This is a genomic window from Microbacterium sp. M28, from assembly GCF_025836995.1.
Classification (GTDB): Bacteria; Actinomycetota; Actinomycetes; order Actinomycetales; family Microbacteriaceae; genus Microbacterium.
The window spans coordinates 2,036,740-2,060,176 of the sequence record NZ_CP107546.1 but is presented as its reverse complement, the minus strand read 5'-3'; the positions used below and the strand labels follow the sequence as shown (position 1 = coordinate 2,060,176).

Genomic DNA, 23,437 nt, shown 5'->3' with positions numbered 1-23,437 from the left:
AGGATGCGATGACGCACACCCTGCCCCTGCCCGATTTCTCCCACGAACGCGTGGAGGTGATCACAGGACGGCGGAGCGGTCTGTTCATCGCCGTCGCGCTGCATTCCTCCGCACTCGGCTCCGCTCTCGGCGGTGCGCGGCTGTGGACGTACCCGCACTGGAGCGATGCTCTCGGTGATGCACTGCGCCTGTCGGCCGCCATGACTCTCAAGAACGCAGCTGCCGGTCTCGATGCCGGCGGTGGCAAGTCGGTCATCGGCCTCGCCGAGGGGACGGTGCTGGATTCCGAGCGCCGTCGCGCCGCGTTCCTCGACCTGGGCGACGCGGTGGAGTCGCTCGGCGGTCTCTACCGGACGGCCGAGGACGTCGGATCGACGACCGAGGACATGCTCACGGTCAGCGAGCGCACGGCACATGTGGTCGGGCTGCCGGATGCCGTCGGCGGCTCTGGCGAGCCGGCGGGACCCACGAGCCTCGGCGTGTACGAGTCGCTGCGCACCGTGCTCGAGCGGCTGACCGGCTCGGCGGACGTCGCAGGACGCCGCATCACGATCTCCGGTCTCGGACAGGTCGGCGGACGCCTCGCCGTGCGCTTGTCCGCCGAGGGCGCCGTGCTCACGGCGACGGACGTCAACCCGGCGCGTCGACAGTTCGCGGCCGATCTCGGCGTCACCTGGGTCGAACCGGGTTCCGAGCATCTCGTGCCGGCCGATGTGTTCGTCCCCGCGGGCATCGGCGGCCTGCTGACGGATGACGTGATCGACGCCCTGGATGTCCGCGCCGTGTGCGGACCGGCGAACAACCCGCTCGCCGCGCATGACGGCGCGCAGCGTCTGGCCGACCGCGGCATCCTCTACGCCCCGGACTTCGTGGTCAACGCCGGCGGCGTCATCTACCTCGATCTCGAGGCGAAGCGCATCGGTACGCGAGCCGAGATCATGGAGCGCGTCTCCGGGATCGGAGACACCGTGCGAGGCATCCTCGACGACGCGGCCGAGCGCGGTGTCACGCCCCTGCAGGCGGCGGAGGAGCTCGCGCAGGCGCGGCTGCGGGCGGCGCGCGCGTCGCAGAGCGTGCTCTCGTAGCTCCGAGCCGAGCGCCGGCGTCGACACGCCCAGGCGGACGGCGCCGGCGTCGCTCGGACGTCAGCCTCGAGTGAGCACCGCGGTCGCGTAGGGTTCGAGGGTGAACCTGCCACCGCTCGTGTGCTGACCGCGCGGCGCGCGATTTCCGGTGGTCACATCGACGGAGCGGAGGATCGACGGCTCGATCCAGACATCGAGCTCGACGTCGATGGGCACTCCGCGTTTGTTCACGAGCACGACTGTGCGCGACCTGCCGCTCCCGGTGAAGGCTTGCGCATAGACTCGCGCATCGGGAAACCCGGGATACCCTGTCGTCGTCGGAGCGATGACGTCGCCGAGACGCACGCTCTCGACCAGGAGCTTCAGCGCACGATAGCGAGCGTTCGGTTCGCCGGTTTCCCAGTCGACGAGTGAAGTTCCGGGGATCATCCCCGGGTATCCATTGAACTCGGCGACACCGAAAAGGTCAGCGCCGATCTCGAGGCTGCGCGCCCAGAGATACGACTGCACCGCGGCGCTGAGTGCCCAGTAGTCCGCCGGGATCGACGGATTCGGGTTCATCACGTCTGACGGGTAGGTGCCGATCTCGTTGAGCAGCATGCGCGTGTCAGGTGAGAGCCGGTCCGCGATCGACCTGATGTAGCGCAGCTGCTCGATGAACCCGTCGGCCTGCGTGAAGAACGCGGTCTCCCATTGTGCGGCGGGCGGATTCCCCTCCGGACCGAAGGGGTTCACGATGTCGGGGGACGCGTAGAAGTGCACGGAGAATGCGTCGAGCGGAATGCCCGCGGCGTGATGGGACGGATCGAGAAAGTGCCAGAAGTACTCGGGGTTGTGGTGGACATGGCTGAGCGACAGGCCCACGAACTCCATCTCAGGATCGAGCGTGCGCACACGCGCGACGACGGCGTCGTACAGACGCGTGTACGTCTCGGGCGTCATACGACGGTTCAGATCCGGCTCGCACAGAACTTCCCACTGGGCGAAGCGGTACCGGTGTCCGGATTCATGGCGCACTCCGAGCTCGTCGACGAAACCACCGGCGATGTACCAGCTCGCAATGCGATAGAAGTAGTCGGCGACCTCCTCCAGGGTCTGGTCGCGGAACTGCACGCCCTGCTCGTAGTCCCAATGGATGTGGTCGCGATCCCCGCCGATCTCGATCTGGTCGCCTCCCACGAACATCCAGTGGGGGATCGTGGCGAAGTTCGCCACAACCGGTCGCCCCTCGGCCGCGTTCATGAAGTCCTCGACGTACGGGTCGAGCCTCGAGAAGTCCCACGACGTGCCCGTCGCCGTCGGTGCCGAAAGCGCTGGCACGGAGACCAGCGGATTCGAGAACCATGGGAGAAAGCGTGCATAGTCGACGTTCAGATCACGAAGAGCTTGGAAAGCGCGATCATGCGCAGGCGCGTCGCGCTCAAGGGGCGGGGCCGCCCACAGGTGCGTCGTGAGGACCGTCGTGAGCGTACGGGATTCGTCCTCCCAGTCGATCGTGATCGGGATCGCAGGCGCGTGCTCGGGCGGCGCGAGCAACGAGTGGTCTTCGGTCATGGCGCACTCCTTCAGATGAGATATACATGTGTACAGAACATATGTATAGCACGCGTGTACAGAAACGGCCATAGGATCGAAACATGGGACAGCGAGATCAGTTGCTCAAAGGAGCGCGGATATGCCTTGTCGAGCGCGGCTTTGCACACACCACGGCCCGCGACATCGTCGCCGCCTCGCCTGGCGCGAACCTTGCCTCGATCGGCTATCACTTCGGCTCGAAAGATGCGCTGATGAACGCGGCGGTGATCCAGCTCATTGAAGGCTGGGGGGACCGCATCGCCGAAGCTGCGGACAATGTCGGCCGGGGAACCCCCGCCGATCGTATGGAACAGTTCCTCGCCGCGGTACTGGCGGCAAATGCGGACGAGCGCCGTGTGGTCGCAGCGAGTGTGCAGGCGTATGCGCAGGCGGAATTCTCGGACGAGGTGCGCGACCAGTATCGCGCCACCTATGAACGCGCCCGCGTGGACCTCGCTGGGATCGCGCTCGGCATCGAGCGAGATCAGGTGACCGAATCCGAAGCGGCGACGCTCGGATCAGTGTGCCTCGCCATGTTGAACGGAGCCGTGCTCCAATGGCTCATCGACCCGTCGGCGAGAGAGGGGTTCGAGCATCTTTCGACGACGCTGACCGTTTTCATCCGGCATGCAGGCGGCGAACGCACGTCCGATGCCCTGGACTGAACGCCACCTCGCTCGACCGCTTCGCATGAGTGCTGTCGGTCGTTCTTGGCCGCCGCCGGATCAGGCTTCGAGCTCGGCCTGCAGCCGCGTCCAGAGCTCGCGGCTGCAGGCCGCCACGGTGGCCTCCCACGTCTGGTTCGCGCCGTCCTGCGCGGTGTCGGACACGGCCTTCCAGATCCGGATAGGGACGCCGAACTGCTGGGCGACCCACGTGTAGACGTACGCCTCCATGTCGACGAGGCGTCCGCCGAGCGCGCGGATCGCGAGCACGGTGTCGGCGTCGTCGACGAAGCTGTCTCCGGTGGCGATGATCACGTCGCCGTCACCGAGGGTCAGCCGCTGCGGCATGGACACATGGTGACCGGCGACGCCGTTGTCGTCGATCACGTCGTACTGGAAGACCGTGTCGATCACGTGGATACCGGGGGCGATGTCCGGGTCGATCGCGCCGGCGGTGCCGACCACGAGCACCTCGTCGTAGTGGCCGTTGTCGAGCGCGCGGGTGAGGGCGTAGGCGGCCTTGATCTTGCCGGGGCCGGTGACCAGCCGCTCGTACCCGGGGATGTGCGCGGGGAAGGCGGAGAGTTCGGACTCGAGGGCGGCGACGAGAAGCTTCACGGATCAATCTTCGCAGAGCCGTTACGCCTCCGGTCGCGCCGGATGCCGCCGAGCGGATGCTGTGACAGGCTGGAAGGGTGACGATCGTTCCTCCGACTCCCGATGAGCCGCGTCGACCCGAGGGTCCGCGCGACCCGGGCGACGCCTGGGTCATCGCGCCGACGGGGGAGAGGTACTGGGGCCGGTTCGGGGCCGCCGGGCTTCTGGCGGTGGATCCGGAGCGCGGTGTCCTGTTGCAGCACCGGGTCTCCTGGAGTCACTTCGGCGGCACATGGGGGCTTCCCGGCGGCGCGCTGCACGAGGGGGAATCGGCGATCGACGGCGCGCAGCGCGAGGCGGCGGAGGAGGCCGGCGTTCCCGAGGGCGCTGTGCGACCGCGCTTCACGAGCGTTCTCGACCTCGACATCTGGTCGTACACGACGCTCGTCGCCGACGTAGTCGAGCCGTTCGACCCGGTGATCAGCGACCCGGAGAGCGTGGCGCTCGAATGGGTGCCGCTCGACGAGGTGGCCGATCGGCCGCTGCATCCGGGCTTCGGTGAGGCGTGGCCGCGCCTGCGGGCCTTGCTCGACGTGCGACCCGCACTGGTCGTGGATGCCGCCAACGTCGTCGGCAGCGTGCCGGATGGCTGGTGGCGAGATCGAGCAGGGGCGGCCACGCGGTTGCGCAGCTCGCTGGCCGGGCTCGAAGTATCCGGTGCAGATCTCGAGCTGCCGGGTGACGCCTGGTTCCCCGCGGTCAGCTTCGTCGTGGAGGGGCAGGCGAAGGCGATCGAATCGGATGCCGCAGACGAGGCGGTCCGCATCGTGCGGGCTCCGGCGGAGGGCGACGACGAGATCGTGGCCGAGGCGTCGCGCCTGGTAGGTGCCGGGCACGCGGTGACGGTCGTGTCGAGCGACAGGGAACTCCGCGCGCGTGTCGAGCATGCCGGTGCGCGCGTGCAGGGCGCTGGCTGGCTGCGCGGCCTCATCGACTGAGGCGGGCGGGCTCAGTCGTCGCGGCCGCGCAGGCGGTCGATGTCGCGGCGTTCGCGCTTGGTCGGGCGTCCGGCGCCGCGGTCGCGGACGCCGAGGGCGGCGACGGGGTCGCGGGGCGGCGTCCGGTCCTCGTAGGCGAGCGCCGCCAGGGGTGCGCCGACGCGCTTGACCAGGGTCTGGCGGACGACAAGGATGCGGTCGAGACCGCTGATCCGGATGCGCAGTTCGTCGCCCGGTTTGACGGTCTGGGCGGCCTTCACCTTGTCGCCGTTGACGCGCACGTGTCCGGCGCGGCAGGCGGTCGTGGCGACAGAGCGGGTCTTGTAGACGCGGATCGCCCACAGCCAGCTGTCGACCCGCACGGGTTTGGTGTGCGCGGGGCCGGTGTCATCGGTCATCGCTGGATCTTCCCCTCGCGGAGGGTCACGAGCGCGCCGGCGATGATCAGTCCCTGACCGAGCGTGTACGTCGCCATCACGGCCGGGCTCGTCCAGTCGGGCATCGCATCCGGGAGGAACAGGCGGAAGGCGAGGATCGTGTCGCTGACGAGGAAGAAGATGCCACCGGTCATCACGAGCGGATGGCACCGCGTCGCCAGGGCGGCTGTGGCTCCGAGGACGAGTCCGTAGGCGCCGACGGCGATCAGCAGGTCGCCGGTGTGCGGCCCGAGCAGTGCGATCATCGCGACCCACCAGGCGGCGTAGATCAGCGCCCACCACGGCATCCGCTGCCGACGCAGTACGCGGAGGAACAGGACGATGTACGCGATGTGGGCGAGGCCGAAGAATCCGAGCATGAGCGGGAGCTCGGGTCCGGTGGGGAAGAACGCGCCGGCGCCGTCGCCGAGCCAGGAGAACAGCAGCGCCGCGAGCAGGAGGATGATCGCCAGCATCGGCCTCAGGCGCAGCGAGACCAGCACGGGGACCGCCAGCAGCGGCATGAGCCACAGCTTGGTCGGGGGAGCGAGGTCGCTGCCGACGGCGAGTGCGCCGACGTGCAGGACGGACATCAGCGCGTACGGGACGAACGTCCACCAGATGCTGGGACGGCCGAAGACGCTTCGTTGCATCCTTCCATCGTATGGTCGCGGCGGTTCCGAACGTGTCTTCGCCGCCGTTCGATCGTCACAGTTCGAGTGCGACCAGGGGGCGCCCTGGCTTCGTGACGGCCGTCTCGGTGAATCCGGCTGCGAGGAAGGTGGAGAGCGCGCCGTGGTACAGGTCGTTCGGCGGCACGTGGCCGATCGAGGTGTCGACCGGGTAGGCCTCGATCACGCGTGCTCCGTGGTCGCGGGCCAGGTCGACCGCGGCGCGCAGCAGGGCGGCGTTCAGGCCGAGGCCGCGGTGCTCCTTGCGGGCGACGAAACAGGTGATGGCCCAGACGGAGTCGTCATCGAGCGGCTGCGGTGTGGAGGTGATGATCGCGCGGGTGCGAGCGATGCGGCGCTGTATCGTCCGCGGGCCGGCGCGGACCCAGCCGGCGGCTTCGCCATCGACGTACGCGACGAGGCCGGGCGGGGGGTCCGCCTGGACTTCTCCGTGCAGCAGATCGCGTCGCTCATCGACGCTCGTGTGGTCGAACTCCGCGTTGGTGAGAGTGAACCAGGCGCACTGGCAGCTGCGGCCGTCGCCCCCTCCAGAGAGGGCGTGCTGCACGTCATCCCAGCGTTCAGCGGTGGCGGGAAGGGTGGTGATTGCCGGCATGACGGCACCGTACGCCACACGTACGACACGGGCAAGGGATGCCGGTTCGCGAACGCGTGATCGTGCGGCTAAGATAGTGGAGTTGCCTGCGCGAGAGCGGAGGCGACGGGCTGTGGCGCAGCTTGGTAGCGCACTTGACTGGGGGTCAAGGGGTCGCAGGTTCAAATCCTGTCAGCCCGACAGAATGCAGAAGAGGGACCGGCCGGAGGCTGGTCCCTCTTCTGCATTCCCGAGGTCTTCCAGCGGGGCCACGCGGCGCCGAGAGGCTCCGCGTGCCGCTGACGCCGGATCGCGACGTGCTCGTGCTTCCGGCGGCGCGTGGAGGGCGCCGTGGGGACGCAGCCCGACAGAGAAAGGCCCGGAAACTCGCAAGAGTCTCCGGGCCTTCTGCATGTCCGGGAATCGCCGAGGGCTCCAAAAAGGCTGGAGCTGGTGAGCCCGAAGCTACCTGTCGCCTAGCGCCCCAGCGATATGAGGGGAGCGGGCGGCGCGCTAGATGCCGCGATGTGGGCAGAGAACGCGACGCGATGGGCGCATGTCTTCGGCACTGGTCGTGATGAGGGTGTGCGAGTGACGATGCCGCGCCCGTCGAATCCAGCGCAGCAATCGTCCGCCCGGGGTCCGCTTCTCTCGCATCGTGGTACTCGTCGCCGTGATGATCCCACAGGTGCTCATCTCGCGAGGCTATCCACCAACATGCCTCCGCGATCGCGACAAGCACGTGGAATTCTTCGAGACGCGAATCTCGCACCGATGCCGTGATCTTCAACTTCTCCGTCGTCGCCCAGAGGACTAGGGTGCGATCTTGGTGTTCTGAGTTCATGAGTGAACCTTTGCTCTGAGGTGGATATCGCAGAGGGGCCTGCGTCGCCGTCGAGGGCACTCCACCGGACCCGGTAGCGGCGCTCCTTCGTCGTTCCGTGGGCAGTCGGACGTCTCCAGGCGGTCTTTCTATTGGGACAGTTCGCCATCAGGGCGCGCTGCGATACCGACAGGAAGACCGATGCTCGACCAGATCCCCCCGCTTAGCCTCGACGACTGGGAGGCGATCCGATTGCTCGGGCGCGCCATCCTCGACGCTCTGAATGCTGCCGCTTCACGCCGACGGCGATATGTCGTCCCGAATCGGCCGCATCCTCGTATCTCTTATCGCCGCGCCGATGCTGATATGCCCTTCTGGCGAACGGGCGTTTCTGTCCCCCATTTGCCCTACATCGCACAGGTCAGGCAAACACTAGGTTCAGAGCTGAACAGAGGTGATTCACCACCTCGCGACTGGAGGAAGAATGCGCGTTCGCGGAAAGTCGACCACCCCCACTGGCAGCAGGCGGCGTCGCCTCGGTTCTGTGGTGGTTGCTCTTGCGGTCAGTGCCGGAGCGTTTTTCGGTGCGCCTGCGGCTCACGCTGAGGAGCCCGAAATCCAACCGTTCTATGACACCGGAGTCTTCACGGTCTGGACCCACATCCAGAACATGGGGTGGACCGACCTCTCGGGGTCGGTCTCGCAGTCTCTTCGCCTCGAAGCGATTCGTGTCTATCAGAAGGGTGACCGCCGGTTCTGCGCGCGGGTTCACGTGGCGACGATCGGGTGGCAAGCTTCGCAGTGCACGAGTACCTCGAACCGTCAGATCACGCTCGGGACAACCGGACGAAACCTGGCGATCGAAGCGGTCGAGGTGTGGACGCCGGGCTACAACTTCAAGGTGAGTGCACACGTGCAGAACATCGGATGGATGGAGCGCACCACCGCCTACGCCGGACAGCACGTCACGATCGGCACGACTGGGCGGGGACTCCGGATGGAAGCATTCTCGTTCGCTCCTTACAACTGGTAGCGAACGCGAAAGCAAAGGCCCCCACCAGGTCTCTGCCGGGTGGGGGTCACGGTACGCCTGGGCGCGGACGTCCGCGCCCTCGATGGTCGAGGCGGATCATGTCGTGAGTGACAGGAGTGAGTCCAATGCGTCCGGGCGCTGGGCTCCGATGCTGATGGCGATGGTCGTGCAGATCGTCGTCGCCAGAATGATGCCGAGACCGATGGCAGGCGCCCACCATGCTTCCCGACCCGTGAAAGCGAGAAGAACCAGTGCGATGAATGCGGCGATCAATGAGACGATGCCGACCCATGTTGTGTCTGGAGCGCGAAGCTGAGGAGTTCGTAGTTGCAGTAGTCCCCGCATCCGGCAACGCTCATTGACTGCCGCTTGAACCATATCCAGCCGCAGTACGAGGAGGCGCCAACGACTTTCGGCCGGGTCTGCCATCGGCGTCAACTCGCCGCTCTGTGAGTCATGGCGACGACAGTATCAGCGTGGTGGGTCCGGTTATGTCGGGCCGCCATCGGCGACGTCGACGGCGTTGCCCCAGACTCAGCATCGGTAGACCTGGTCTTGCGCCTTGAATTCGATGCCAGCTGCAGTCGGCGTCGATCGCATGAGCAGTGCGTCCACGCGCAGCGCTTCGGGGCCGAACCGCATCCCGGCCTTCACGCGGCGGTGCGGTCGCGGGTAGATCGTGAGCGACTGCCGGGCGAGTTCGCGTTTCGTGAGGGACTGTACCGGGCCCGCGTTGGCGGCCTGTGCGATCAGGCGTTCTTCTGATCGTCGGTCGTAGTGCTCGGCGAGCCGCGTGGTGAAGGCTCCGTTCCAGGTGGATCGCAAGGGCGGCCACCCACCGCCAAGCCCCGGGAACACGCAGAAATGCGCGGATCTTCGGGCTTTCTCAACCAGGGGTGATGCTTTCGAGCGACGAGGCGTAGAGTGCGCCTTAGAGCGCGGTGCCGGGACTCTGGGGGACCCGCCGGTGTCGCTCTGCGCGGGGGGGCTCTTGCCTCGTGGTTCATCTGATGCCCGCCAAGTGAGAGCCCTTCAGTCGTTCACGTTTGCGTTAAGGTGCGTCCGTCGTCCTACGGGACCCCCAGCCCCCCGGCGGGCGCACCGTTGATGGTAGATCCCTTCGACCGCACCAGCGTCGAATTCGGGTGCCGCGCCGCCGGCGGGACGTCGGGGGCACTGGCCAGGAGATATCGCCCGCTCCGTCCACGTCAGCGATACTGGTCCCGTGGCCAATCGCGATCAGATGCCGGTGACTCTTCGGGTCGCCTTGACGATCCTGGTGATGGTCCGCAAGCGCTGGGCCCGCTACGCCACGCTGCTGTTCCCCGTCTCGTTCGCCATCGCAGCCGCGTCGATGACGGCATGGGAAGAGATCATCCCCGTCCTGGTCGTAGCAGTCCTCGTCACGCTGACAGCGGTCGTCCTGATCTTCGCGCCGCCGTCGCGCGCGTACTTCGAGGCGACGGCGCTGCGATGAAGACGATCGGTGTGCTCGGGGGCATGAGCTGGGAGTCGTCGCTGGAGTGGTACCGGCTGGCGAACGAACGAGTGCGGAGCGAGCGGGGTGGTCATCACTCGGCACGTATCCTGCTCGATTCCCTCGACTTCGCCGAGATCGAGGCGCTCCAGGCATCCGGCGACTGGGACAGCGCGGGAGGACTCCTCGCGAAGCGTGCGCTCGCACTCGAGCGCGCAGGCGCCGACCTGATCGTGCTGTGCACCAACACCATGCACATCGTCGCCGACCGCATCGAGGCTGCGATCAGCATCCCCTTCATCCATATCGTCGATGTGGTCGCCGCGGCTGTGCAGGATGCCGGGATCACCAGGATCGGGTTGCTGGGGACCGCATTCACGATGGAGCAGCGCTTCTACCGCGACCGGCTCGAACTGCACGGGCTCGAGGTGGTCGTTCCCGATGCCGATGACCGCGCGGTCGTCCACTCGGTCATCTACGACGAACTGGTGCACGGCGTCATCAGCCCGGAGTCCCGGCTCCGGTATCGCGCGGTCATCGAGAGGCTCGTGGCCGAGGGTGCCGAATGCATCATCCTCGGATGCACAGAGATCGAACTGCTGGTATCCACCCAGGATTCTCCCGTCCCGGTCTTCCCCACGGCCTCTCTCCATGTGGATGCCGCCATCACCGCTGCCTCGACGCGCTGACGCATACGGGTCAGACGCTCAGCCCCGCCCTCAGCTCTCGCTCTCGACGCAGACCTGCAGAGCGCCCGGCCGGACCGTGATCCGGGCGCGCGTTACCAGCCCGAAGCTGTCACCGTCGAGCTCGATCGTGTGCGGCGTCTCGAACCGTGCGTCGAACCGTCGACCCTGCGCGTAGCCGAGTGCCTGCAGGTCGGGGGCGAGACGGAGCATCTTCCTGCTGAACCGGGAACGACGCGCCATGCCCTGGAGTGTGAGCCGGGTTCCGATCCGCGCCCATCCGAAGCGGCCTTTGGGGCGCAGCATGACCACGTCCAGCAGGCCGTCGTCGACTTTCGCAGCGGGGATCAGCAGCATGTTTCCGGTGAGCGTGCCGCAGTTGCCCACGATGACGGTGTGGGCACGCGCCGAGCGGGTGTGCCCGCCGTCGACACGGTAGTCCAGATGGAACAGCCGGTTGCCGATCACGGAGCGCGCGATCGGCGAGATGTAGGCCAGCCACCCGAGGTGCTTCTTCGCGATGGCGCTCGTGTTCGCCGCCATCTCGGCATCCAGGCCGATGCCGGCCATCACCAGGAAGACATGCGTCCGCTGCTGCTCAGCATCGTCCTCGAGGTCGGCGACGGCCACGTCGACCGCACGGGTCGTCCCCGTGAAGGCGGCGGAGACGGCTCGGTCGACGTCGTTCAACGGCATCCCCAGATTGCGCGCCAGCAGGTTGCCCGTGCCCGCGGGCAGGAGCGCCAGAGGGGTGTCGTGCCCTGACAGGGCCTCGGCGATCGCCCGGACCGTTCCATCGCCACCGGAGGCCAGCATCACCGCCGGCCCGTCGGCGAGCGCACGCCGCGCAGCATCCGTGCCGAAGTCCTCCGGCGCTGTCTCGTACCAGCGGGACGCAGCCCAGCCGTGTGTGCGTTCCTGCTCCTCGATGGCACGGCGCACCCGGTCCAATCGCGTCTTGAGCGGGTTGTAGATCACCGCCGCGTGCTTCGTCTGCATCATGCTGAGCCTAAGCGGTTACCCGAGTGACACGGTCGGCCCGATCGCGTCCAGGACAAGCCCGCGAGGTCCGCGACGACGCATCACCAAATACGGTACCGTCGCCCCATGGGCACACTTCACTACGGCGCGTCCGACGATGCCATCCACATCGAGGACCGAGCTCTCGCGCACCTCAAGGTCGTCATCGCGACGAAACTGCGCAGGCAGGAATCGTTCACGCTCTCGTGGCGGCACCCGGAGGGTGACCCGGTCGGACGGTCGACCATCTGGGTCCACCCGTCGATCCCGTTGCGGTTCACGTTCGACGACCCGGAATCGCCGGAGCTCAACGCGAAGTGGATCGAGGCGCTCATGCACTCGGCCAACTCCACGGGCGGAATCTCGCTGGTCGATGAGGTGCTCGACGCCCCCGACGAGTGAGCGCCGTCTAAGGCAGATCCTCGACTTCGATCGTGTCCTCGTCGGCGTCTTCCTCCGCCGGTGAGGTGTCGTCAGGATCCGGTCGATCGTCCGTCGTCGGGATGTCGGGGTCGAGGCCGTCGGCATTCACACGGCGCTGGTCGTCGGGAAGGGCGTGCGGGTCGGACATCATCTGCTCCCATCGTCGTTGCGACCAGTGTGATCGGGTAAAACGCCGCCGTCGTGCCCGTTGACAGCGTCATGCTGTATCGGCAGAATCCTCCGGCGCGAGCTGACCTCACCAGCCACGGCGTTGCCTCTGGCATCCGGAGGATGCGGAGCGTAGCGTTCGAGCATGGGCCAACTCATCTATGACAGTGAGGACCGCCCGATCGTCCTGGACGACCGGACCCTCGCGCATCTCAAGGTCGTGGTCACGACGAAACTCCGCAGGCAGGAGGGGTTCACCATGTCGTGGCGGCACCCCGAGAACCAGCCCCGAGGGCGATCCACGATCTGGTTGCACCCGTCGATCCCGCTGCAGTTCATCTTCGACGAGCCGGAACCGCCCGAGCTGAACACGCAGTGGATTCAGGACATGATGAACTCGGCCAATTCGACCGGGGGCATCGCCCTGATCGACGAGGTCATCGACGGTCCGGCGTGACCTGTGCGGACGGGCGCCGCGGGATCCAGCACCGCACGCGCGCCCGGTAGTCCTCGTACTCGGCGCCGAAGCGGTCGGCGAGGTCGGCCTCCTCGTGCGGACGGATCAGCGTGTTCCACACCAGCGACCCGCAGAACGCATACAGCACGACGAGCCAGGATCCGAGCAGCATTCCGACGGCGACGCCCTGCGCGATCCCCGCGACAGCCATCGGATTGCGCACGAATCGATACGGGCCGGCGACCACCAGTCGGGTCGGCATCGCGGACGGCAGCGGAGTTCCGGCGCCGCGTCTCGCCATCGCGAGCGCTGACCGGATGCCCAGCGTACTCGCCGCGACCAGCAGGATGCCGCCGGCGATCCGCACCGCGGGGTGCACGAGGAGATGGAGGCCCCAGCGATGCTCCACCGCGACGATCACAGCGGGCAGCACGAGCAGGAACAGGCCCCAGAACACCACCAGTTGAGCGACGGTCCGTGCGACATGGGAGCGCGCCTGCGGAGCCGCACGGAAGACGAACGGTCCGCGGAGGAGCCACTCGCTCGGGAGCCTTCCGAGGACGACGAGCGACGCGGCGGCGATACCGCCGGCCGCGGCCGCGCACATCAGCAGCGCGCCCCACCCCGCAGCGCCGGTCGTCGTCGCGTACGCGACCATGCCGGCCGCGACCAGCATCGTCCAGACGGAGACGATCCACACCGCCCAGTGCAGCCCGCACGCAGCGAGCGCCGAGGCGGCAACGAAGAGCGGGATGTCGAGAAAGGCCAGCAGCACAGGATCGAGCGAGCCGAGCGTGGCAGCCCGCACCTCCGGACTCAGCCAGACGGCGCCCCACCAGACCGCACCGGCCGTGGCCTGCAGTGCGAAGTACACGCGACTGGTACCGGCGGTGAGAAGGCGGATGCTCATGCCATGACCGTCACCCGCATGCCGCCACGATCAGACAGCGGCGCGGTCGCGGCGGATCTGCCGCACACGCAGGACGACCCAGAGGATGACGGCGATCACCACCGCGCCGATGACAACTTTCTGGAAGATCCCGGCGTAGTCCTCGACGATGTGCCAGCTCGCGCCGAGCAGGTACCCGGCCATCACGAAGATCGTGTTCCAGATCGCGCTTCCCGCCGCAGTGAGCAGCGTGAAGCGGCCCAGCGGCATCCTCTCGACACCGGCGGGAATCGAGATCAGACTGCGGAAGATCGGGATCATCCGACCGAAGAAGACGGCCTTGGAGCCGTGCCGGAGGAACCAGGCCTCGGCCCGTTCGACGTCCTCGATCTTGATCAGCGGCATCCGGTCCGCGATCGCGAACAGGCGGCGTCGCCCCAGCCATGCGCCGAGACCGTACAGGGCCAGCGCACCAACGATCGAGCCGATGGTCGTCCAGATCAGCACGGACGCGAGGCTCAGCGACCCCTGGTGCGCGGTGAATCCTGCCAGCGGCAGGATGATCTCGCTCGGCAGGGGCGGGAAGAGGTTCTCCAGGGCGATCGCAAGACCGGCTCCCGGTCCACCCAGCGTCTCCATGAGGGAGACGGCCCAGGCGGCGATGGCGTTGAGGTTCTCGGCGCTCGACGTCATGCTTCCCACGGTAGGGGAGCGAAGCTGAACGATCGCGCAGAGACATCGCGTGCCGTCGATAGGATGGCCGCGGCTCGCTCGAGCCGCCATCACCGACCGAACGGATCACGACCACATGAGCAGCGACGCTCGCGACCGCACCATCCTCTTCTTCGGAGACAGCATCACGGATGCCGGACGACGGGACGACCCCGCCGGACTCGGTGACGGGTACGTCCGGATCATCGCGGAGCACTTCGCCGACGCGCGCCCGGATCTGGCGGTGGTCAATCGCGGGATCAGCGGGAACCGCACGGGTGACCTCATCGCCCGCCTGGATGCCGACTGCATCGACGAGGCGCCGGATGTGGTGAGCATCCTCATCGGCATCAACGACGTGTGGCGTCGCTACGACGACGGAGACGCGACCAGCGCCGAGCAGTTCGAAGCGAACCTGCGCACGATCCTCACGGCGATCCGCGAGCGCACGTCCGCGGCCATCGTGATTCTCGAGCCCTTCCTGCTCCCCGCGACCGACAAGCTGCGCTTCCGCGAGGACCTCGACCCGAAGATCGAGATCGAGCGCCGACTGGCCGACGAATTCGGCGCGATCTTCGTCCCCGTGGACGATGTTCTCGCGCAGCATGCCACGCAGCGGAGCCCCGAAGCGATCGCCGGCGACGGCATCCACCCCACCCCGGCCGGACACCGGATCCTCGCCGACACCTGGCTCGACGCGACCGCCGACCTGCTCGCCTGACGCTCAGACGGCAGGCCAGCGCAGTGCGGCCAGCGGCTCTCTGGTCCCACGCGACTCGCGCTCGTCGTCGGGTTCGTCGAACTCGTCCAGTTCGACGAGTACGCGGGCGTCCGTGAGCAGGGCCGCCCGGGCGAGGGCATCGGCGGCGGGGACGCGGCCGAGCGAACCGACACCCAGGCGGTCTCCGTCGTCGACCCAGGGGACGTCGGTCAGCGCGTCGAGCGTGCGTTCCTCGTCCCAGAGCCGCTCATCGAGGATCAGGGTGTCCACTGCGGCCTCCTGCAGGGCTTTCATGACGTCGGAGCTGCCGTGCGCACCGCGTCGACCATGATCGGTCTCGGCTCGGTTCCTGGCCGTTGTGACTTCATCGGCCTCCAGCCGGTCGAGTTCCGCGTCAATGGCAGACTCCAGCGCGCCGTCGTCCGAGCCGGCGGCGCGGGTGTGCACGTCGACCTCGACGGCGATCGCTCGGCTCTCCTCGGCGAGATCGGCGAGCAGCAGCTGCCGCGCCCGGCCGTCCCCGGCGATCGGGACGAACGCCGGCCGATCCTCGCGGACGGCCTGGTCGACCGCCTCGGCCACCTCGCGCTGGTTGAGCTTCCAGATCTCCTCGGATGTGCGCTGATGCTTGGCGTGTGACCATCCGCCGGCCTGGACCTTGGGCAGGGCATCGGTGCGACCTTCCACATCGAGAGGCTCGCCGGACGGTCTGCCGGCGCGCTCCCATCGCAGTCGTGCCCCTTCGCGCCCGGTCTCGACGACCAGATACTCGACACCGGCATCCTGGTGCGCCAGGAGAGGCAGCAGCGGCGGAACGGGAGTATGCGCGATGATCTCCGAGCCGTGACGAGGCCCGTCGAGCGCGGCATCCAGCACGACCTCGCCGTCCGCGGCGAGCAGATAACGGGCGGAAGGCGCGGGCAGGCCCGTTCCGGAGCGCAGAGCGGATGCGATCGCCTCGACGTCCGCATCCGGCGCTCCGGAATCCTCCAGACGCCGTCGGACGGCATCCTGCTTCTTCTCCTCGATCACCTGCGGCTCGGAACCTGGGCCGTCCACGTAGGCCACGGTCCACGGCCCGGGTCGGCGCAGCAATGGAGTGATCTCGGCGAGCTCAGTCATGGTCGGCATCCGGATCTTCCTGTGCGAAGGCGCGCTCGACCTCGGCGGCATCGGTGTCGTCGGGGAGCGGTTCTGTCTCACGGAACTCCTCCGCATGCGGACGTCCGTGCCCCTGCACCATCCCGCGCGACTCCTGCTCCATCTGATCGTCGAGAGCGGGACCGTGCTTGGTGTTCCCGCGTTGTGCGTCGCTCATGTCTGCTCCCTTCGTCGTGAGGCCACGGTACGAGCGCCGGCCCGGATCGAGGACCCGGTTGACGATCTCCGCGGTCCGCGCTACCCCTCGCGGATCCCGCCGAGCAGGGGCATTCTGGAGGTCCACGGAGCGAATCCAGCGAGAGGAGCCGCGATGCACGAACCAAGGGAGGATCCCATCGACGAGGAGGCGCCCGCGCCCGATCGCTGGGAGCAGGAGCGCGATGTGCTCGACGACCCGGATGACGCGGAGGAGTCGCTCACCCCGCGGCTTCCGGATCCCGGCGCCGTCGACGCGGATGTCGCGGACGTCGTCGAGCAGTCGATCGAGGTGCCGGACGAGGAAAGACGCGACGAGGCCGAGTGAACCGGCCGGTGGATTCGAGTGCACTCCACCGGCGAAGTTCCTAGAGTGGTCCCATGGACAGAACCCTCGTGCTGGCGGCCTCTGCGCCCATCCCGGTCGGTCACCGCGTCGAGGTCGCCGAACAGCTGGACCTCGACAGCGGGACGAGCATGGTCGTGGCCATCACGGACCTGGAGACGGGCGTGCGCTATCAGCGCGCCGAGGAGCCGTCCGGAGAGCTGTCGGTGTGGCAGGGGCGCGTGCGCGCCACGACCGTGACGTCCACGGCTGATGGTGCTCGGACCGCCGTGAAGGTCGGCTCAGCGCCTGCGGAGGCTTCGGCTCCGGCTTCGGCCGCTGACCTGGCGCTGCGGATGGCGGATGCCGCGGCGGAGGCGGCACGGGGCGAATCCGACCGGTGGGGATCCGACCCGCTGCCGGAGAAGGAACCGGATCGCTTCTGGTGAGATCTGCTCGCGCGTCGTCAGCGGAAGTCGCGCGAGCGGTGCTGGATGCCGGTGCGCAGGTCTTCGAACGCATCGGCGAGGACATTGACGACGCCCTCGGTCGACCGCTCCAGGATGCCTCGGACGATGAGCGCCGGCGAATCCCTCGCGACGCGCTGATAACGCTTCCACACACCGGGTGAGCACACCACGTTGACCAGACCGTGCTCGTCCTCGAGGTTGAGGAACGTGATGCCCGACGCCGTCGCCGGACGTTGCCGGTGCGTCACGAGCCCCGCCACCTCGATGCGCCGCCCGACCTCGGATTCGGCCAGCCGTGCGGAGGCGAGCACCCCGCGCTCGTCCAGCTGTGCACGGAAATGCGCCAGCGGATGGTCGTCGGTCGCGATGCCCGTCGCCCAGAGATCAGCGGACAGCTGCTCGTATCCGGTCTGGTCGGGGAACAGCGGCGGCTGCACGGCGACGACGGTGCCGGGCAGATAACGGGCCCGGTCCTCGGCGGCGGCCCCGGCGAGCCAGGCCGCTTCGCGACGCTTCATCCCCATGCTCTCGAACGCCCCGGCGGTCGCCAGCGCCTCCACCTGCGCGGCGGTGGCATCCGTGCGCCGCACGAGATCGTTCAGATCGCGGAACGGCCCGTTCTCGTCCCGTTCCCCGGCGATCCGCTGCGCGAACGGCAGTCCGATGCCGCGAACGTCCGAGAGCCCGAGACGGACGGCATAGGCCCCGTCGCGGCGATGCGCTGCCGACTCGTCCGGCTTCGAGCGGTCGAATGGCACCGCGGCATCCGGATCCCCGTCGACGAGGCAGGAGTCGCGTCCGGTGGCGGCGCGCTCGTCGCCGATCGGTTCGAGTATCGCCTGGGCGGCGGAGGCATGCAGGTCGGGCCGCAGGACCCGGACGCCGTGGCGACGGGCGTCCGAGGTGAGGGTCGCCGCCGAGTAGAAGCCCATCGGCTGGGAGCGCAGCAGCCCCGCGAGGAACGCGGCCGGATAGTGCAGCTTCAGCCAGGAACTGGCGTAGACGAGCAGCCCGAACGACAGCGAGTGGGATTCGGCGAAGCCGAAGTTCGAGAACGCCTGGATCTGCGCATAGATCCGATCAGACGTGGCCTCGTCGAGCCCGTGCCGCGCCATCCCGGCATACAGCTTCTCGCGGATGCGTTCGATCTTCTCCTGCCCCCGTTTGGACCCCATCGCCCGCCGCAGCAGATCGGCCTCGTCGGCGTCGCAGTCGCCCAGTGCCGTCGCCATCTGGATGAGCTGCTCCTGGAACACGGGGATGCCGAGGGTGCGCTTCAGGATCGGCTCCAGCACAGGGTGCGCATACGTGACCTGCTCCTGCCCGAGCTTGCGGCGCACGAACGGGTGCACGGCTCCGCCCTGGATCGGGCCGGGGCGGATGAGGGCGATCTGGATGACGAGGTCGTAGAACTCCCGCGGCTGCAGTCGGGGGAGCAGCCCCATCTGCGCACGCGACTCGACCTGGAAGACGCCGATGGAATCGGCGCGGCACAGCATGTCGTACACCGCCGGTTCCTCCTTCGGGAGGGACTGCAGCGTCCAGCGCTCTCCGGTGGCCTCCGCGATGAGATCGAAGCAGTGCTGCAGGGCGGCCAGCATCCCGAGCCCCAGCAGGTCGAACTTCACCAGCCCCATCCAGGCCGCGTCGTCCTTGTCCCACTGGATGACCGTGCGGTTCTCCATCCTGGCGTGCTCGACGGGGACCACCTCGCCGACCGGGCGTGCGGTCAGCACCATGCCGCCGGAGTGGATGCCGAGGTGCCGTGGCGCCTTGAGCAGATCCCCGGCGTACGCCAGCACCTGCGCGGGGATGTCATGGCCTTCCGCCGGTTGCAGGTCGGCACCCCAGCCCTCCACCTGCTTGGACCAGGCGTCCTGCTGGCCGGGGGAATGCCCGAGCGCTCTCGCCATGTCCCGGACGGCGTTCTTGGGACGGTACTGGATGACGTTCGCCACCTGCGCTGCCCGCTCGCGCCCGTACTGCTCGTACACCCACTGGATGATCTCCTCGCGGCGGTCGGAGTCGAAGTCGACGTCGATGTCGGGCTCCTCCTCGCGGGTGGTGGCGAGGAAGCGCTCGAAGGGGAGCCGGTACAGGATCGGGTCGACCGCGGTGATCCCGAGCAGATAGCAGACCGCGCTCGCCGCGGCCGAGCCTCGGCCCTGACAGAGGATGCCGCGCCGACGCGCTTCGGCCACGATGCCGTGCACGATGAGGAAGTAGCCGGGGAAGTCCTTCTCCTCGATCACGTTCAGTTCGCGCTCGATGCGACTCCGCCCGTCGGCATTCAGACCGGGATAGACGCGGGGGACGGCGTCCCAGACCAGGGCGCGCAGGTGGCTCATCGGCGTGTGTCCGTCCGGGACCTTCATGCGCGGAAGCGCGGGACGCGCCCTGCGCAGCTCGAAGGCGCTGTCGCCGGCGATGGCGAGGCCGTGGCTGATCGCCCCGGGGAAACGGTGGAAGCGCTCGGTCATCTCGGCGCCGCTGCGCAGGTGCGCCCAGCCGTGCACGGGCAGCCAGCCGTCGAGCTCGTCCATGCCGCGGGTGGCACGCACCGCGGCCACAGCCTCGGCCATGCCGACGCGCTCCGGGGCCGCATAGTGCACGTTGTTGGTCGCCACCACCGGCAGTCGCTCGGCACGGGCGAGGTCGGCCAGGGCGTCGTTGCGACGCGAGTCGAGAGGATCGCCGTGGTCGATGAGTTCGACGGCCACGTGGTCCCGGCCGAACAGATCGACCAGGCGGCGCAGGGGCGTCGCGGCATCACCGGCCGCGAGACCCCGGCGGACGGCGCCCTTGCGGCATCCGGTGAGGATCGTCCAATGACCGTCCGCGCTCGCCGCGAGTTCATCGATGTCGTAGCGGGGGCGGCCCTTCTCCCCGCCGCGCAGCTGGGCGCGGGTGATCGCGCCGGACAACCGGTGGTAGCCCTCGATTCCCCTGGCGAGCACCAGCAGATGCTCCCCGGGGGGATCGGGGGACCCCTTCCGCGGGGCGGTGAGGTTCAGCGACAGCTCGGCGCCGAAGACGGTACGCACGCCGAAGCCGCCGACATCCGCCGCCTCGGCGAAGCGCGCCGCTCCGTAGAAGCCGTCGTGGTCGGTGATGGCCAGGGCGGTGAGTCCGAGGCGCTCCGCCTCGGTGAGCAGGTCTTCGGGTGAGGAGGCGCCGTCCAGGAACGAGAAGGTGGAGTGGGCGTGCAGTTCGGCGTAGGGCACGGCATCCGGCGGGCGGACGACGGGTGCGGGCGGCTCCGCCCGTCGTTTCCTGCTGATCGGGCCCGGGTCGGGGCGGGTGGGGACGCCTTCGGGCTGCTCGCGGGCGCTCAGCGTCTCCTCGAGCTCGCGCCAGCTCATACCCGGGTGGTTCTGCCAGCCCATCAGAGATACCTCCCCTCAGCCCACCAGCTCTCGTCCTCCCACAGCACCAGCCAGGCACGTTGGGCGGCGTCGACGATCTGGAACCGATGGGCGCTCTGGGCGGCATCCGGATCCCACCCGTGCTCGCGCAGCGGCCACGGGCCGGCCCAGGAGAGCACCGCGGCATCCGCGATGAAGGCGGGGACCGCGGAGAGCACGCCTCGCCCATCGACGACGGGGACGGAGCGATCGGCCGCCGTGACCGCGATCGGCCGAGGAGGCGTGAAGACCTCGGCGGGGTGCGGTGCGGGCAGACTCCCCGGCCAGGGCAGGGCCGGATCGCGCTCGATCGGCGCCCGATCGCCCCAGGGCTGCAGCTGCTGACGATCGGCCAGGCGGCGCCCGCCGACGATCACCGGGGTGACGACCCCGCGGTGACCGAGCAGCGCCTGCACGCGGGAGACGGCATGATGCAGGCGCTCCTCGGGTCCTTGCCCGAACAGCCCCGGCTGATGGTGGCGGCTGTCGTCGGTGCGGGTCGGGACGATCCGCACCGTCACGATGCCGGCCGGTACCCGATCCGAGGCGTCCGATGCTGCAGGCTGCAACGTCTCGAGCTGCCAGCGGACCCGGTCCACGAGGTCGGCGGCCTCGAAGGAGGTCGGATGCATCCACACCCTGGACGAGACGGCGCCGTCGTCATCGGTGAAGACGATGCGGACCTCGGTGCAGACCAGTGATGCCTCGGCGAGCCCGGCGAAGACGGCATCGGCGGTCTGCCGGACGGCGAACGCCACCTGATCGGCCTGGCCGAGAGGGGTCTCGAACGACACCTCGCGGGAGAGCTCGGGGGGAGGCGCACCTGTCGGCAGCGGACGGGAATCCGCCCCCGCCGCCAGAGCATGCAGACGGGCGCCGCGCTCGCCGAAGCGGTCTCGGATCATGTTCTCGCCGAGCCGGGCGAAATCGGCGAGGCGCCTGACCCCGAGCCGGTCGAGCAGCGCGGTGATCTCCTCGTCGTCGAGCACCTGGACGGGCAGCGGACCGAGGAAGTCTCCTGCGCCTCCCGATGGGACGACCAGGGCAGGATCGCCCAGACGTGCCGCCTGCTCCGCGGTGAACAGGCCGTCGGCGACGCCGGCCCTGGTGCCGGGGTAGCCGTGCTCCGCGAGCACCTCGATGAGCACGTGCGCAGCCTCGGCCTCGCCTCCGTAGTACCGGGAAGGACCGCGAGCGCGAAGCGCTGCGAGGCCGGGACGCAACGGCTGGACACCCGGCACCTGATCCTCGAGCAGCCGCAGGACGGGGAGGAACGCGCTCTCGTCTCGGAGCGGGTCGGCGTTCAGCAGTTGCAGCGCGGGGGAGCGGGACTGCGCCATCCGTCGGCGCTGCCCGCGGCGCACGCCCTGCGCCCTGGCCTCATCGGAGCAGGCGATGATCGTGTTCGCCTGCACGACCGCGACGGGGCCGTACGGCGGCGGGGCTCCGACGGCGGCGCGCACCGGCCAATCCGGCAGCCACAGCACGAGGTGGCGAGGGGGCATCATCCCGCCACCGCCCAGTGATCGGGCATGCTCGGGCGCTCATCGGCCGTGCGGCGCAGCGGCGCGACCGGACGCAGCGGGGCCGGCGCGGCATCCAGGCGTCCCAGGGAGCCTGGTAGACGGACCCGGATTCGCCGCTGCGTCTCCAGCCGACGGGACGAGCAGCTGAGCGTGACCGTCCGATCGGCGAGCAGCCCCCAGCCGTCGCCGAGCCCGTGCCACTCGGTCTCCTCCACCCGCAGCGTCGCCTCGCTCTGCGGCCAGCGGGCCGTGACCAGAAGCGTGCAGGCCCGATCGCGCAGTCGTGCGTTCATGCGCTGGATGTCGGCATCCGATGCCCTGCTGCGCGGATGCACCGCGATGAGCGGGACGACCTCGGACAGGGCGGAGGCGACGGTGAGCCAGCGCGGGCCGGGGTCGGGGACGAGGATCAGGCGCGAGAGGTCGACGCCGAAGCCGGCCATCGCCTCGAGGCCGAGGGTGGGCATGCCGACGACGGCGCACCAGGAGCCTCGTTGCGAGGGGGCGGCCAGCAGAGCGCCGAGCAGGCTCGGTGACGGCATGAGCGAGTACGCGGTGCCGGTGCGCAGCCCGTCTTCGGGAAGCAGTCCCTCCAGCGCAGGGTCGATCGGGAGGAGGGGGACATCGCTGCGGCGTCGCTGCATGCGCGAGATCTCGCTGCGCAGCCGATGCAGCTCCTGCGCGCGGGAGGCGGTGCTCTCACGGGGGAGAGCCGTCGGGGCGGAGAGTGCGATGCCCATGGATCCATCCTCGAAGATATCTACGAATAAATCAAGTGATGCTCCGAGACTAATTCGGACATCGGACATCGACCGGTGCGGGTTATCCACACCCCGTCACGCGTCACCGCTCGATCGCCTAGCCTTCGGGGATGCCCGATCTCCTGCACATCGCGATCGTCATCGCCGTGCACGTGGCCCTCATCGGCATCGGTCTCCGGCTCATCGTCATCGACGCGCGAACGCACCGACTGCCGAATCGGATCGTGCTGCCGGTGGGAGCCGCCCTCCTCGTGCTCGTCGGCATCGAGGCGCTCGTCACGGCGGATGCCGCTGCCCTTCTCCGTGCGCTCGCCGGGCTCGTGATCCTCGGAGGCTTCTACGCGGTCATGCACCTGGCCGGCGGTGGAGTCGGCGGCGGCGATGTGAAGCTGGCGGCCGTGATCGGGATCGTCCTGGGGTGGCACGGCTGGCAGGCGCTGATCATCGGCGCCGCGGCCGCCTTCGTGTTCGGCGCCGTCTACGTGCTCGGTCTGATGGCTCTGCGACGTGCGCACCGTGGCACGCGCGTCGCCTTCGGACCCTGGATGATCGTCGGCGCGGTCGTGGGCATCGCGATGGGGTGAC

The 23,437-nt window shown here is 68.6% G+C and carries 27 protein-coding genes and 1 tRNA gene; 13 read left to right on the top strand and 15 right to left on the bottom strand.

Translation table 11 applies throughout. From position 1 onward, the window contains the following. The first annotated feature begins 8 nt into the window (after positions 1 to 8). Entirely contained in the window at positions 9 to 1,085 is a 1,077-nt protein-coding gene (locus tag OED01_RS10195; RefSeq protein WP_264155171.1) for a Glu/Leu/Phe/Val dehydrogenase family protein, read from the top strand. A 60-nt stretch (positions 1,086 to 1,145) separates the two neighbouring features. On the opposite strand, the gene OED01_RS10190 is transcribed toward OED01_RS10195, so the two are convergent. Then, positions 1,146 to 2,639 (bottom strand): hypothetical protein, encoded by a 1,494-nt coding sequence (locus OED01_RS10190; RefSeq protein WP_264155170.1) that lies wholly within the window; start codon positions 2,637 to 2,639, stop codon positions 1,146 to 1,148. Between the two features lie 83 nt (positions 2,640 to 2,722). Between OED01_RS10190 and OED01_RS10185 the strand changes: the two genes are divergently transcribed. Further along, positions 2,723 to 3,325 carry a TetR/AcrR family transcriptional regulator gene (locus tag OED01_RS10185; RefSeq protein ID WP_264155169.1) on the top strand — a complete coding sequence of 201 codons (603 nt, stop codon included), beginning with the start codon at positions 2,723 to 2,725 and terminating at the stop codon, positions 3,323 to 3,325. Positions 3,326 to 3,385: 60 nt separating this feature from the next. On the opposite strand, the gene OED01_RS10180 is transcribed toward OED01_RS10185, so the two are convergent. Further along, positions 3,386 to 3,943, bottom strand: coding sequence for a phosphorylase family protein (locus OED01_RS10180; RefSeq protein WP_264155168.1), 558 nt, complete (start codon positions 3,941 to 3,943; stop codon positions 3,386 to 3,388). Between the two features lie 77 nt (positions 3,944 to 4,020). Here OED01_RS10180 and OED01_RS10175 point away from each other — a divergent pair, with 77 nt between their 5' ends. Beyond that, positions 4,021 to 4,920 (top strand): NUDIX hydrolase, encoded by a 900-nt coding sequence (locus OED01_RS10175; RefSeq protein ID WP_264155167.1) that lies wholly within the window; start codon positions 4,021 to 4,023, stop codon positions 4,918 to 4,920. An 11-nt stretch (positions 4,921 to 4,931) separates the two neighbouring features. Here OED01_RS10175 and OED01_RS10170 read toward each other — a convergent pair whose 3' ends face one another. Genes OED01_RS10170 through OED01_RS10160 form a run of 3 tightly spaced genes read right to left on the bottom strand, consistent with a single transcriptional unit; the run spans position 4,932 to position 6,623 of the window. Further along, entirely contained in the window at positions 4,932 to 5,318 is a 387-nt protein-coding gene (locus OED01_RS10170; protein ID WP_264155166.1) for an RNA-binding S4 domain-containing protein, read from the bottom strand. Continuing rightward, positions 5,315 to 5,989, bottom strand: coding sequence for a lysoplasmalogenase (locus OED01_RS10165; protein WP_264155165.1), 675 nt, complete (start codon positions 5,987 to 5,989; stop codon positions 5,315 to 5,317). The genes OED01_RS10170 and OED01_RS10165 overlap by 4 nt, the downstream gene beginning before the upstream one ends. 55 nt (positions 5,990 to 6,044) lie before the next feature. Beyond that, complete coding sequence (locus tag OED01_RS10160; protein WP_264155164.1) at positions 6,045 to 6,623, bottom strand: GNAT family N-acetyltransferase; 579 nt, start codon at positions 6,621 to 6,623, stop codon at positions 6,045 to 6,047. 106 nt (positions 6,624 to 6,729) lie between these two features. Between OED01_RS10160 and OED01_RS10155 the strand changes: the two genes are divergently transcribed. Next, positions 6,730 to 6,803: transfer RNA gene (locus tag OED01_RS10155), tRNA-Pro, on the top strand. Positions 6,804 to 7,969: 1,166 nt separating this feature from the next. Next, positions 7,970 to 8,458 carry a hypothetical protein gene (locus tag OED01_RS10150; protein WP_264155163.1) on the top strand — a complete coding sequence of 163 codons (489 nt, stop codon included), beginning with the start codon at positions 7,970 to 7,972 and terminating at the stop codon, positions 8,456 to 8,458. Positions 8,459 to 8,992: 534 nt separating this feature from the next. On the opposite strand, the gene OED01_RS10145 is transcribed toward OED01_RS10150, so the two are convergent. Continuing rightward, on the bottom strand, positions 8,993 to 9,283 hold the full coding sequence (locus tag OED01_RS10145; protein WP_264155162.1) for a hypothetical protein: 291 nt from the start codon (positions 9,281 to 9,283) through the stop codon (positions 8,993 to 8,995). A gap of 400 nt (positions 9,284 to 9,683) precedes the next feature. Between OED01_RS10145 and OED01_RS10140 the strand changes: the two genes are divergently transcribed. Together OED01_RS10140 and OED01_RS10135 are read left to right on the top strand one after the other, a co-directional pair. After that, positions 9,684 to 9,935, top strand: coding sequence for a hypothetical protein (locus OED01_RS10140; protein ID WP_264155161.1), 252 nt, complete (start codon positions 9,684 to 9,686; stop codon positions 9,933 to 9,935). Further along, positions 9,932 to 10,624, top strand: a complete 693-nt coding sequence (locus tag OED01_RS10135; protein ID WP_264155160.1) for an aspartate/glutamate racemase family protein — start codon at positions 9,932 to 9,934, stop codon at positions 10,622 to 10,624. The genes OED01_RS10140 and OED01_RS10135 overlap by 4 nt, the downstream gene beginning before the upstream one ends. 30 nt (positions 10,625 to 10,654) lie before the next feature. Here OED01_RS10135 and OED01_RS10130 read toward each other — a convergent pair whose 3' ends face one another. Continuing rightward, complete coding sequence (locus OED01_RS10130) at positions 10,655 to 11,623, bottom strand: diacylglycerol/lipid kinase family protein (RefSeq protein WP_264155159.1); 969 nt, start codon at positions 11,621 to 11,623, stop codon at positions 10,655 to 10,657. A 105-nt stretch (positions 11,624 to 11,728) separates the two neighbouring features. On the opposite strand from OED01_RS10130, the gene OED01_RS10125 reads away from it, so the two are divergent. Beyond that, positions 11,729 to 12,043 carry a DUF7882 family protein gene (locus tag OED01_RS10125; protein WP_264155158.1) on the top strand — a complete coding sequence of 105 codons (315 nt, stop codon included), beginning with the start codon at positions 11,729 to 11,731 and terminating at the stop codon, positions 12,041 to 12,043. 7 nt (positions 12,044 to 12,050) lie between these two features. On the opposite strand, the gene OED01_RS10120 is transcribed toward OED01_RS10125, so the two are convergent. Next, a complete protein-coding gene (locus tag OED01_RS10120; RefSeq protein WP_264155157.1) occupies positions 12,051 to 12,212 on the bottom strand; it encodes a hypothetical protein in 162 nt (53 codons plus the stop codon). Between the two features lie 165 nt (positions 12,213 to 12,377). On the opposite strand from OED01_RS10120, the gene OED01_RS10115 reads away from it, so the two are divergent. Then, positions 12,378 to 12,689: a DUF7882 family protein gene (locus OED01_RS10115; protein ID WP_264155156.1), complete on the top strand. Its 312-nt coding sequence runs from the start codon at positions 12,378 to 12,380 to the stop codon at positions 12,687 to 12,689. Here OED01_RS10115 and OED01_RS10110 read toward each other — a convergent pair. Both OED01_RS10110 and OED01_RS10105 read right to left on the bottom strand, forming a co-directional pair. After that, complete coding sequence (locus OED01_RS10110) at positions 12,670 to 13,599, bottom strand: methyltransferase family protein (protein WP_264155155.1); 930 nt, start codon at positions 13,597 to 13,599, stop codon at positions 12,670 to 12,672. The genes OED01_RS10115 and OED01_RS10110 overlap by 20 nt on opposite strands. Before the next feature lie 30 nt (positions 13,600 to 13,629). Next, positions 13,630 to 14,271 carry a DedA family protein gene (locus OED01_RS10105; protein ID WP_264155154.1) on the bottom strand — a complete coding sequence of 214 codons (642 nt, stop codon included), beginning with the start codon at positions 14,269 to 14,271 and terminating at the stop codon, positions 13,630 to 13,632. Between the two features lie 115 nt (positions 14,272 to 14,386). On the opposite strand from OED01_RS10105, the gene OED01_RS10100 reads away from it, so the two are divergent. Further along, positions 14,387 to 15,010, top strand: coding sequence for an SGNH/GDSL hydrolase family protein (locus OED01_RS10100; RefSeq protein WP_264155153.1), 624 nt, complete (start codon positions 14,387 to 14,389; stop codon positions 15,008 to 15,010). A gap of 3 nt (positions 15,011 to 15,013) precedes the next feature. On the opposite strand, the gene OED01_RS10095 is transcribed toward OED01_RS10100, so the two are convergent. Continuing rightward, positions 15,014 to 16,141 carry a baeRF2 domain-containing protein gene (locus OED01_RS10095; protein WP_264155152.1) on the bottom strand — a complete coding sequence of 376 codons (1,128 nt, stop codon included), beginning with the start codon at positions 16,139 to 16,141 and terminating at the stop codon, positions 15,014 to 15,016. Then, positions 16,125 to 16,328 (bottom strand): hypothetical protein, encoded by a 204-nt coding sequence (locus tag OED01_RS10090; RefSeq protein ID WP_264155151.1) that lies wholly within the window; start codon positions 16,326 to 16,328, stop codon positions 16,125 to 16,127. Before OED01_RS10090 ends, OED01_RS10095 begins: the two co-directional genes overlap by 17 nt. Before the next feature lie 153 nt (positions 16,329 to 16,481). On the opposite strand from OED01_RS10090, the gene OED01_RS10085 reads away from it, so the two are divergent. Together OED01_RS10085 and OED01_RS10080 are read left to right on the top strand one after the other, a co-directional pair. Continuing rightward, the gene (locus OED01_RS10085; RefSeq protein ID WP_264155150.1) at positions 16,482 to 16,694 is read left to right on the top strand and encodes a hypothetical protein; all 213 of its coding nucleotides are present in this window, start codon (positions 16,482 to 16,484) and stop codon (positions 16,692 to 16,694) included. A gap of 53 nt (positions 16,695 to 16,747) precedes the next feature. Then, a complete protein-coding gene (locus tag OED01_RS10080; protein WP_264155149.1) occupies positions 16,748 to 17,140 on the top strand; it encodes a hypothetical protein in 393 nt (130 codons plus the stop codon). A 17-nt stretch (positions 17,141 to 17,157) separates the two neighbouring features. Here the strand turns inward: OED01_RS10080 and OED01_RS10075 are convergent, their stop codons facing one another. From OED01_RS10075 to OED01_RS10065, 3 genes are read right to left on the bottom strand one after another with little or no spacing between them, the layout of a single operon-like run. Beyond that, on the bottom strand, positions 17,158 to 20,547 hold the full coding sequence (locus OED01_RS10075; RefSeq protein WP_264155148.1) for an error-prone DNA polymerase: 3,390 nt from the start codon (positions 20,545 to 20,547) through the stop codon (positions 17,158 to 17,160). Continuing rightward, positions 20,547 to 22,073 (bottom strand): DNA polymerase Y family protein, encoded by a 1,527-nt coding sequence (locus OED01_RS10070; protein ID WP_264155147.1) that lies wholly within the window; start codon positions 22,071 to 22,073, stop codon positions 20,547 to 20,549. Before OED01_RS10070 ends, OED01_RS10075 begins: the two co-directional genes overlap by 1 nt. Next, positions 22,070 to 22,831, bottom strand: a complete 762-nt coding sequence (locus OED01_RS10065; RefSeq protein ID WP_264155146.1) for a hypothetical protein — start codon at positions 22,829 to 22,831, stop codon at positions 22,070 to 22,072. The genes OED01_RS10070 and OED01_RS10065 overlap by 4 nt, the downstream gene beginning before the upstream one ends. 131 nt (positions 22,832 to 22,962) lie before the next feature. Between OED01_RS10065 and OED01_RS10060 the strand changes: the two genes are divergently transcribed. After that, complete coding sequence (locus tag OED01_RS10060) at positions 22,963 to 23,436, top strand: prepilin peptidase (RefSeq protein ID WP_264155145.1); 474 nt, start codon at positions 22,963 to 22,965, stop codon at positions 23,434 to 23,436. The last annotated feature ends 1 nt before the right edge of the window (position 23,437 follow it).

Coding starts and splice junctions, on each gene's coding strand:
- OED01_RS10110 (WP_264155155.1), bottom strand. CDS start 13,599: ATGAGCATCCGCCTTCTCACCGCCGGTACCAGTCGCGTGTACTTCGCA.
- OED01_RS10125 (WP_264155158.1), top strand. CDS start 11,729: ATGGGCACACTTCACTACGGCGCGTCCGACGATGCCATCCACATCGAG.
- OED01_RS10105 (WP_264155154.1), bottom strand. CDS start 14,271: ATGACGTCGAGCGCCGAGAACCTCAACGCCATCGCCGCCTGGGCCGTC.
- OED01_RS10130 (WP_264155159.1), bottom strand. CDS start 11,623: ATGATGCAGACGAAGCACGCGGCGGTGATCTACAACCCGCTCAAGACG.
- OED01_RS10095 (WP_264155152.1), bottom strand. CDS start 16,141: ATGCCGACCATGACTGAGCTCGCCGAGATCACTCCATTGCTGCGCCGA.
- OED01_RS10060 (WP_264155145.1), top strand. CDS start 22,963: ATGCCCGATCTCCTGCACATCGCGATCGTCATCGCCGTGCACGTGGCC.
- OED01_RS10160 (WP_264155164.1), bottom strand. CDS start 6,623: ATGCCGGCAATCACCACCCTTCCCGCCACCGCTGAACGCTGGGATGAC.
- OED01_RS10185 (WP_264155169.1), top strand. CDS start 2,723: ATGGGACAGCGAGATCAGTTGCTCAAAGGAGCGCGGATATGCCTTGTC.
- OED01_RS10065 (WP_264155146.1), bottom strand. CDS start 22,831: ATGGGCATCGCACTCTCCGCCCCGACGGCTCTCCCCCGTGAGAGCACC.
- OED01_RS10190 (WP_264155170.1), bottom strand. CDS start 2,639: ATGACCGAAGACCACTCGTTGCTCGCGCCGCCCGAGCACGCGCCTGCG.
- OED01_RS10090 (WP_264155151.1), bottom strand. CDS start 16,328: ATGAGCGACGCACAACGCGGGAACACCAAGCACGGTCCCGCTCTCGAC.
- OED01_RS10080 (WP_264155149.1), top strand. CDS start 16,748: ATGGACAGAACCCTCGTGCTGGCGGCCTCTGCGCCCATCCCGGTCGGT.
- OED01_RS10135 (WP_264155160.1), top strand. CDS start 9,932: ATGAAGACGATCGGTGTGCTCGGGGGCATGAGCTGGGAGTCGTCGCTG.
- OED01_RS10165 (WP_264155165.1), bottom strand. CDS start 5,989: ATGCAACGAAGCGTCTTCGGCCGTCCCAGCATCTGGTGGACGTTCGTC.
- OED01_RS10170 (WP_264155166.1), bottom strand. CDS start 5,318: ATGACCGATGACACCGGCCCCGCGCACACCAAACCCGTGCGGGTCGAC.
- OED01_RS10115 (WP_264155156.1), top strand. CDS start 12,378: ATGGGCCAACTCATCTATGACAGTGAGGACCGCCCGATCGTCCTGGAC.
- OED01_RS10075 (WP_264155148.1), bottom strand. CDS start 20,547: ATGGGCTGGCAGAACCACCCGGGTATGAGCTGGCGCGAGCTCGAGGAG.
- OED01_RS10100 (WP_264155153.1), top strand. CDS start 14,387: ATGAGCAGCGACGCTCGCGACCGCACCATCCTCTTCTTCGGAGACAGC.
- OED01_RS10120 (WP_264155157.1), bottom strand. CDS start 12,212: ATGTCCGACCCGCACGCCCTTCCCGACGACCAGCGCCGTGTGAATGCC.
- OED01_RS10195 (WP_264155171.1), top strand. CDS start 9: ATGACGCACACCCTGCCCCTGCCCGATTTCTCCCACGAACGCGTGGAG.
- OED01_RS10070 (WP_264155147.1), bottom strand. CDS start 22,073: ATGATGCCCCCTCGCCACCTCGTGCTGTGGCTGCCGGATTGGCCGGTG.
- OED01_RS10085 (WP_264155150.1), top strand. CDS start 16,482: ATGCACGAACCAAGGGAGGATCCCATCGACGAGGAGGCGCCCGCGCCC.